This window comes from Campylobacter sp. MIT 21-1684, assembly GCF_026241315.1.
Taxonomy (GTDB): domain Bacteria; phylum Campylobacterota; class Campylobacteria; order Campylobacterales; family Campylobacteraceae; genus Campylobacter_D.
The window spans coordinates 1-492 of sequence record NZ_JAPHNA010000072.1 but is presented as its reverse complement, the minus strand read 5'-3'; the positions used below and the strand labels follow the sequence as shown (position 1 = coordinate 492).

Sequence of the window (492 nt, the reverse complement as noted above, 5' to 3'; positions counted from 1 at the left end):
TGATAGCTTTGGAATGCTTCCTTATTTAGATGAACTCATAGGGGTGGATTGGGTGATGGATTTTAATGAACACGATGAACAAGGGGATAGCAGAGGTGAGATTATACACTACTTAAGAGACAAAGTTAGACAAGGCAAACTTAAAGACCCTAGAGATAAAGACTCTACACCTGAAAGTAGGAGAGAGTTTTTAGAAGATGCTTATGGAACTTTAAACAATAACCTTATTAACTATAACTGCGATTTATCTAATAATATGAGCGAAGAAGGAGCAAGATTATATATATATACTATGCTTTTAGAAGCTAAAGTTCGTTCTATCACTCCCCCTCAAGGCTATCCTAATGCTCCATATTACTATACACCAGAACAACTTGAATTAATCTATAAAAACCACAAACTTGACAAAAAACAAAACCCCACTATACCAGCAATATATAGAGAAAACTTCCCAGAATACTTAAGAAAAGAAATAGAAGAGTATGCAAGGAA

The 492-nt window shown here is 34.3% G+C and carries 1 pseudogene; it reads left to right on the top strand.

Annotation, left to right across the window (positions count from 1 at the left end):
* A pseudogene (locus OQH62_RS08620) lies at positions 1 to 492 on the top strand (hypothetical protein); the annotation flags it as partial.